This window comes from Treponema sp. (genome assembly GCF_045657965.1).
In the GTDB taxonomy this organism is placed as follows: Bacteria; Spirochaetota; Spirochaetia; order Treponematales; family Treponemataceae; genus Treponema_D.
On the sequence record NZ_JAZOUG010000319.1, the window covers coordinates 1 to 7417 of the forward strand.

Sequence of the window (7417 nt, forward strand, 5' to 3'; positions counted from 1 at the left end):
TCTTGGTACAACGAAAAAAGAATTAAGGTTAAATTAAAAGGACTGACCCCTTTACAATTCAGGAATCAGTCCTTAAAATCAGCCTAGTTAAAGTGTCCAATAATTGGGGTGCACTTCATGAACAGCCTTTTTTTTATTTACTTTCGCTCTTTTCGGCAGCTTTTTTGTCTTTTTCTGCAGCACTGCGCTTCATGTGCTCAATAACAGACTGAATATTATTGACCATAAGAATAGGCTGACCAGTAGCATCAAGTGCATCACGCCAGAGAGCTCCTTCAGGATCAACTATATTTCGCTTTCGGGTAACCATTTCTGTTGGAATAATGACATATTTATCATGAACCAGACCAACAACACATTTTGTTTTACCGGCCATAGCTGCATGAACGGCATTGTTTCCAAGGCGTTCACAGTAAATCGAATCATTTGCCGTAGTAACAGCTGAACGAACCTGATAACTCGGATCGACATATTTAAGGTTTACATGGATATTTTTATTGGCAAAATATTCATTGATTTTATTACAAAGGAACACACCGATATCAGACAATTTTTTGTTACCGGAAGCATCTTTTTCATTGGTAGACTGCATATGCTCCTGTCCGGCACCTTCTGCAACAATTACAACAGCATGACCACGCCGTTCAAGACGTTTTTCCAGATGAGAAAGGAAACCGTTTGGACCGTCTAAATCAAAAGGCACTTCAGGAATAAGACAGAAGTTTGTTTCATGACTGGAAAGAGCTGTAGAAGTTGCAATAAAACCTGATTCGCGTCCCATAAGTTTTACAACACCAATACCGTTAACCTGAGATTCAGCTTCCATGTGAATTGCATCAACAGCTTCACGGGCTTTTTCTACAGCAGTTTCAAAGCCAAATGAACGGTCAATAAAAAGAAGGTCGTTATCTACAGTTTTAGGAATACCAACAACAGCAACTTTTAAACCGCGTTTTTCGACTTCACGGGCAACATCAAGAGCCCCGCGCTGAGTACCGTCACCACCAACGATAAAAAGCATATTGATACTTAAAGATTCAACGGCATCAACAATATCAGCAACACGATTTCCACCACCACGGCTTGTTCCCAGAAAAGAACCGCCGTTTTTATGAATATCATCGACTACCTTAGGATTTAGTTCAATTGTGTCATATCCTGAATCAGCGAAAAAGCCTTTAAAACCATATCGGAAACCGCGGATCCGTTTAACACCATAACGGAACCACAAACAGCGTACAACAGCACGGATAACATCATTAAGGCCTGGGCACAAACCCCCGCAGGTACAGATTCCGGCTGTTACATGTGCAGGATTAAAATAAATAAATTCACGCGGGCCTGCCTTTTGCATAAGATTGCCCTTAGTCAATTCATTTTCGGTTGAGTTGGCATCAAATACATTTACTTTATAGCGCACAAAAGAAGTATCCCGGACATAATTTGCCCTGAATTCACCGTGTTCTCTTGAAAGTTCAATTGGAGAAGGAACTTTACATTCTCCGAGCTGTTCAATCGTAAAATCAAATTTTTCTTCCATGAATATGATTGCTCCTTTATTAAATATATTTTAAACTGAAATTATCGACATTTCAACAATAATTTGCTTTAATAATTAAAAATGTAACTTCTCTACATTTATATTTGTTGAACATTCAGAGGAAAAACATGAAAACAAAAATTATTATTACCATTCAGGCACTCACATTAATTGCGTTTTTAACAGGCTGCGGCTCTACAAAGTTAGCGCTTAAGGATTCATCTCCTGTAGCCATTGTTTCAATTGTAGGAAATTCACAGGTTCCATGGGTTGCAGATGACCCGAATAATGATGATGAAGCAAGTTCAGATGGAATCTTGAGTAACATGGTAAACAAACTTATTGACGGTCAAAATCCGGAAATAGTTACTGCAAAAGACCGGCTTGATTATGCCGATGACAGTTTCAGAAGCATAGTTTCTGAAGTTGCTGCATGTGAATTTATTGATAAAAATAAAGTTGTTTCTTCAGAACGCTATCAGAACACAACCGCAAGTTATTTTAATGCTCTCAGTGCAACAGTTGTTGCAACGGGCTATAAAGATTTCACAACACTTGGTGCAAAAAATGCGCGCCTTATTATGCAGGAAGTCGGAGCAAATTCCCTCATTATCGCTAATTTCACTTTCGAGAAAAAACTTCTTTCCGGAAACAAATGGAACGGAGAGTTTGTCGGCCTTGTAACAATGAAAGTAAGAGTTTTAAATGAACGTGGTAAAGAAATCATCAATAAAACTTTCATTACACAGACTTCAGAAAGAACAAAAATCTCAAGCCATAAATACAACAAGGACACTTTTGTTGAAACCTTAAAAGAAGCAGTTGACAGTGCAATCAGACAGTTTGCTGTAAGCTATATGGGTGAAGTTACAGAAGATTCTGCAGAAACCCAAACCGCTGATTCAACAGAAGTAACATCTATTCCAATGCCAGCCCGTGCTTCACAGCCGGCTGATTCTCAGGCAGAAACTACTGCTGAAGTTTCTGAAACAGCAGACACACAAAACACAAAAGAGTAAAATAAAACCATGAACGTTCTATTTGGCATTTCGGCTTCCGCTGGAATAGGAATTGGAAAGGCTTTTGTAATTCCAGAATCTGAAAAAAGAGTAATTTCCTCAAAGAAAATTAAAAACGAAGATAAACCGCGCCATTTAGAACGTTTTAACCGCTCACTTGCCAAAATCACAGGTCAAATAGCAAGTCAGCTCGATTCTGTTAAAGACGATAAAGTCCAGTCAGAAATTTTTGAAACTTATTTTCTCATGCTCAATGATCCGGAATTTTTGGGCGATGTCAGAAAAACATTCGAATCAGAAAATTATTCTATTGAGTATGTTTTAAATCAAAAAACAGAAGATTATGCAAACAGGCTTCGTTCAAGCGGCAATGCTTATCTTGCAGAAAGATCCGAAGATATCTGCGATATTTTCGGCCGGGTTTTAAATGATCTTCTTGATTTTCATCCCTTTGATATTGAAAACGTTCCCGATGATGCAGTAATTGTCGCAAAGTCAATGAACCCAAGCGACACTGTCATTCTTTCCAAAAGAAGAATTGCAGGAATTGCACTGACTGACGGCGGTGTTTCTTCACACGTAGGCATTCTGGCGCGAAACTACGGAATTCCTGCTGTTTTCAATATTAATGACATTCTTGAAGAAATCAAAAACAACGATACGGTCATTATCGATGGAAATTCCGGTGAAGTTATTAATGAACCTGATGATTTTACCGTATCTGAATATCAGCAAAAAATCGATGAAGCAAAAGCTCATGCCGAAAAATTAAAAGTCTACCGGGATTTACCTTCACAGACTTCAGACGGCGAAAATTTTCAGCTGATGGCAAATATTGGTACAGTTGAAGAAGCAAAAGTTGCAATAGAAGAAGGTGCTGACGGAATCGGACTTTTCAGAACTGAATTTCTTTTCATGAGTGAAGCAAATGCAAACAGCAGTATGGGAGCGGCTCATTCAAAGGTTGCCGCATTCAGTGAAGAAAATCAATTTCTTGCATACAAAACAGTGCTTGAAACAATGAAAGGTAAGCCTGTTACAATCAGAACACTGGATGCAGGCGGTGATAAAATCATTTCATCACTTGATATTAATCATTCAACCAGTGAAGAGAAAAATCCTCTTATGGGGCTGCGGGCAATCCGGCTCACACTTGCAAATCCATCCTTACTAAGGACGCAGTTCCGTGCCCTCTATAGAGCAAGTGTTTACGGAAATCTCAAAATCATGCTTCCTTTAATTACAAGTGTAGAACAGGTTGAAGAAGCTCTTGCACTTGCTTCAAAAGTACAGGAAGAGCTTAAAACCGAAAACATTCCTTTTAACCCGGATGTTCCGGTAGGAGTTATGATTGAGACAGCTGCGGCTGCAATGATTTCAGACTGTCTGGCTAATACAGCAGACTTTTTCTCAATCGGAACAAATGACTTAACCCAGTATACAATTGGTGTTGACCGTGAAAATGCACTTGTAGCCCCTCTTTATGATGAATTTCATCTGGCAGTTTTAAGATTGCTGCACAAAACCATTAAGGCGGCTGAATCTGCAGGCATTCCAGTTTCTGTCTGCGGTGAAATGGCAAGCCGTGCCGAAAGTGTTATTGTTTTAGCCGGTATGGGGGTCAGAAATTTAAGTATGAGCCCAAAATTAATCACCAGTGTTAAAGAACTTCTTTCAAAAATGAGCATAGAAGAGCTTAAAGCCATTTCCTCAAAAAGGCTAAATAGTTTATAATAGGCTCATGGCTAAACACAAATCAAAACCAGATTTTTCAAAACCTAAAAAAACAGAATCTTCTCAAATTCCGGAAAATGAAATCAATTTCGATAATCAGTTTCAGGAAGAAGATGAACAATTAGAAACTTCTGAAGAAATCGCTCAATACAAATCTGAAGTAAAGACAGCAGGTTATGATACTTCAAAATATTATATAAATTTGCCTCTGGTAGTAATTGCAGGCCGTCCAAATGTAGGAAAATCGACTCTTTTTAACAGATTTATGCACCGGCGTCTTGCAATTGTAGATCCAACTCCCGGCGTTACACGCGACCCTGTAGAAGCAAATGCTTTTATTGCAGGTAAACCAGTCCGGCTTGTTGATACAGGCGGCTACAAACTTGACCGCGATTTAAAAAGCCGTGAATCAGAAATGGATGAGCTTGTTGTAGAAAAAACACTTGCCACCATAAAAGAAGCTGATAAAATCGTTCTTTTACTCGAAGCCGGAAAAATCACCGGAGAAGACGAAGAATTTATACATCTTCTGCGCCCTTACTGGAAAAAGCTCGTTGTAGCAGTAAATAAATGCGAAGGCGGGAAAGGTGAAGATGTTGCATGGAATTATCTTCAGTACGGTTTTAATGATTTACTTTTTATTTCTGCCGATCACGGAGACCATATTACAGATTTAGCAAATAAAATTACAGAAAATCTGGATTTTTCATCAGTAGAAGAAGGAGAAAAGCCTGAACAGCCAATCCGGATTGCAATCCTAGGAAAGCCTAATACAGGAAAATCAACACTTTCAAATCGTCTTACCCACACAGAGAAATCGATAGTTTCTGATTATGCAGGTACAACCCGTGACGTAGTTGAAGGCAAATTTTCATACGCAGGAAAGAATTTTGAAATTATGGATACGGCCGGGATCCGCCGTAAAAAGAAAGTTCATGAAAATGTTGAATATTATTCTGTTAACCGTGCAATCAAAACACTTGATAAATGTGATGTAGTTTTTCTAATGATTGATGCTCAGGAAGGTCTGGCTGATCAGGATAAAAAAATTTGTTCACTTGCCTATGAACGCGGTCGCGGTATAATTTTTGTTTTGAACAAATGGGATACGCAGGAACAAAGCCGTAAAACACTGCGGTCAACTGTCGATTACATCAAAACAATGTTCGGTCACATGAACTGGGCACCGATTTTACCTCTTTCTGCTTTGCATGGTGAAGGAATAAAAGATCTCTTAAATAAGGCAATTGAATTATACAGCCAGCTTACCCGTAAAATTGAAACAAGTGCACTCAACAAAGCGCTGGCTGACTGGCTTTTTCATTATCCGCCACCGGCAAGCAAGGCAATTCATTTCAAAATCCGCTACATGACTCAGACCAGCTCAAATCCGGTTTCATTCCGTATTTTCTGCACAAGTCCGGATAATGTTCCTGAAAGTTATGTAACCTATCTCAAAAATTCAATCCGTAAAGATTTAGGATTTGACCAGATTCCGGTTGAATTGAACATGAAACCAAGCCGTAAAAAATGGGAAAACCGCTTTAATACAGACAGTGAAAGCTAAAAACTGTTCGTTTGGAGCCATCAATGACATATACAATCGGCGAGATTGAAGAATTAACTGGCATAAAAGCAAATGTCCTCAGGTACTGGGAAACTGTTATCCCGGGTTTTGCCCCAAGAAAAGATCTGGGGGGAAGACGGGTATATACAGAACGTGATTTTGAAATCGTTTTAAGACTAAAGCATTTAATTTATGAGCAGAAATATACAATTGAAGGCGCAAGAAACCAGATTCTGCATGAATCAGAAGCCTATGAAACACACGCACAGTCCATGAATGCTATCAGAGAACTTCGTTCAGAGCTTACAGAATTATATTTTAATCTCAAAAAGAGCAAAAAATAAGCAAGGGCGAAAATCCCTTGCTTAAAAAAGTATTTTAATCAATAAAAAACTAACTTAGTTTACCTGAAGGCGCAGACTTTCCCACTTTTTGTAGTACATATCAAGATTTTCACCAAGGTCATTTTTAAGTTCACAGTTATCCATAGCACTTGCTTCGTAAAGAGGTGTTGTTGTCATAAACTGCTGAGCTTCAAGGTTGACAAAGCACGGGAAGTTAAAGAAGTCGAGGAATTTTGCATAATTTTCCGGGCGGTGAATATAGTTAATGAATTCTGTAGCAAGTTCAACTTCTTTTGAATCTTTAAGAATACACATACTGTCAAGATAAGAAGCTCCACCCTGTTCTGGAATAAAGAAGTCGATTGTATCTTCCCATTCTGATTCCGGAACTTCACCATACATAACTTCAGCATATCCATGACATACCCACAAATTTCCGGCAGCAAAGTCTTTTCCAAAACCTTCAGCATCGAATTTTACGATGTTTGGAAGCCATTTGCTTTTGATTAAATTCACTGCATCGGCAACTTCTTCTTCATTTGTAGTGCTTACAGAATATCCTTTGTATTTGAGGGCATCACCGATAACTTCGCGGTAGTCGTCCATCATTGAAGCATGTCCCTTGAAGCGCTCATCAGCAAAAATATTCCATGTGCGTTCATAATCACCGGCAGGCATTTTCTTTTTATTAACACCGATTCCAGCTGCACCAAAGTAATAAGGAACAGCATAAATCATTTCAGGATCGTAAGTAACTTTTTCAAGAACTTTCGGATTAATTTTGCTTCTGTTTGTAAATTTTTCCTGAATAATCGGCTGAAACATTCCGCGTTTCATCATGATTGAAACATAATCCTGAGAAGGAACGACAATATCGAAGCTTTTTGCTCCTCCGTTTACAAGCTTGTTGAACATGGTTTCGTTTGAATCATATTCAGTAACGATAACCTTACAATCAAATTCTTCTTCAAAGGCTTTTACTACTTCAGTTGGTGTATAGTAAGTCCATGTAAAGAGCTTAAGGGTCTTTTTTTGTTCACAGGAAATAAGACCAAATCCAGCTGCAAGTCCAAGTGCCGCTAGTGTAATTTTAGAAAGAAGTTTCATAATTTTCTCCAAAAAATATTTTAATGGCTTGCGGCGAATCCTTTAAGACTTTTTCTCAAAAGAACTGCCAGACCACCAATTAACAGAATGAGTACGAAAGAAAGCG

Annotated in this window: 7 protein-coding genes; 5 read left to right on the top strand and 2 right to left on the bottom strand. The window is 38.6% G+C overall.

Going from position 1 to position 7417, the window contains the following annotated elements:
* Positions 1–87, top strand: an 87-nt coding sequence (locus ACKI5B_RS12080; protein WP_407429119.1) for an IS3 family transposase, incomplete at its 5' end; no start/stop codon positions are given.
* Between the two features lie 46 nt (positions 88–133).
* On the opposite strand, the gene ACKI5B_RS12085 is transcribed toward ACKI5B_RS12080, so the two are convergent.
* Entirely contained in the window at positions 134–1540 is a 1407-nt protein-coding gene (locus tag ACKI5B_RS12085; protein WP_407429107.1) for an ATP-dependent 6-phosphofructokinase, read from the bottom strand.
* Positions 1541–1668: 128 nt separating this feature from the next.
* Between ACKI5B_RS12085 and ACKI5B_RS12090 the strand changes: the two genes are divergently transcribed.
* Genes ACKI5B_RS12090 through ACKI5B_RS12105 form a run of 4 tightly spaced genes read left to right on the top strand, consistent with a single transcriptional unit; the run spans position 1669 to position 6204 of the window.
* The gene (locus ACKI5B_RS12090) at positions 1669–2559 is read left to right on the top strand and encodes a hypothetical protein (protein WP_407429109.1); all 891 of its coding nucleotides are present in this window, start codon (positions 1669–1671) and stop codon (positions 2557–2559) included.
* A 9-nt stretch (positions 2560–2568) separates the two neighbouring features.
* A complete protein-coding gene (gene ptsP / locus ACKI5B_RS12095; protein ID WP_407429111.1) occupies positions 2569–4293 on the top strand; it encodes a phosphoenolpyruvate--protein phosphotransferase in 1725 nt (574 codons plus the stop codon).
* Positions 4294–4300: 7 nt separating this feature from the next.
* Positions 4301–5860 carry a ribosome biogenesis GTPase Der gene (gene der, locus ACKI5B_RS12100; protein WP_407429113.1) on the top strand — a complete coding sequence of 520 codons (1560 nt, stop codon included), beginning with the start codon at positions 4301–4303 and terminating at the stop codon, positions 5858–5860.
* A 23-nt stretch (positions 5861–5883) separates the two neighbouring features.
* Entirely contained in the window at positions 5884–6204 is a 321-nt protein-coding gene (locus ACKI5B_RS12105; RefSeq protein ID WP_407429115.1) for a MerR family transcriptional regulator, read from the top strand.
* Between the two features lie 54 nt (positions 6205–6258).
* Here ACKI5B_RS12105 and ACKI5B_RS12110 read toward each other — a convergent pair whose 3' ends face one another.
* The gene (locus tag ACKI5B_RS12110) at positions 6259–7311 is read right to left on the bottom strand and encodes an extracellular solute-binding protein (protein WP_407429117.1); all 1053 of its coding nucleotides are present in this window, start codon (positions 7309–7311) and stop codon (positions 6259–6261) included.
* Between the last annotated feature and the right edge of the window lie 106 nt (positions 7312–7417).

Excerpts from the sequence above, each read along its gene's own strand:
- ACKI5B_RS12105 (WP_407429115.1), top strand. The coding sequence starts at position 5,884 with ATGACATATACAATCGGCGAGATTGAAGAATTAACTGGCATAAAAGCA.
- der (WP_407429113.1), top strand. The coding sequence starts at position 4,301 with ATGGCTAAACACAAATCAAAACCAGATTTTTCAAAACCTAAAAAAACA.
- ACKI5B_RS12090 (WP_407429109.1), top strand. The coding sequence starts at position 1,669 with ATGAAAACAAAAATTATTATTACCATTCAGGCACTCACATTAATTGCG.
- ACKI5B_RS12085 (WP_407429107.1), bottom strand. The coding sequence starts at position 1,540 with ATGGAAGAAAAATTTGATTTTACGATTGAACAGCTCGGAGAATGTAAA.
- ACKI5B_RS12110 (WP_407429117.1), bottom strand. The coding sequence starts at position 7,311 with ATGAAACTTCTTTCTAAAATTACACTAGCGGCACTTGGACTTGCAGCT.
- ptsP (WP_407429111.1), top strand. The coding sequence starts at position 2,569 with ATGAACGTTCTATTTGGCATTTCGGCTTCCGCTGGAATAGGAATTGGA.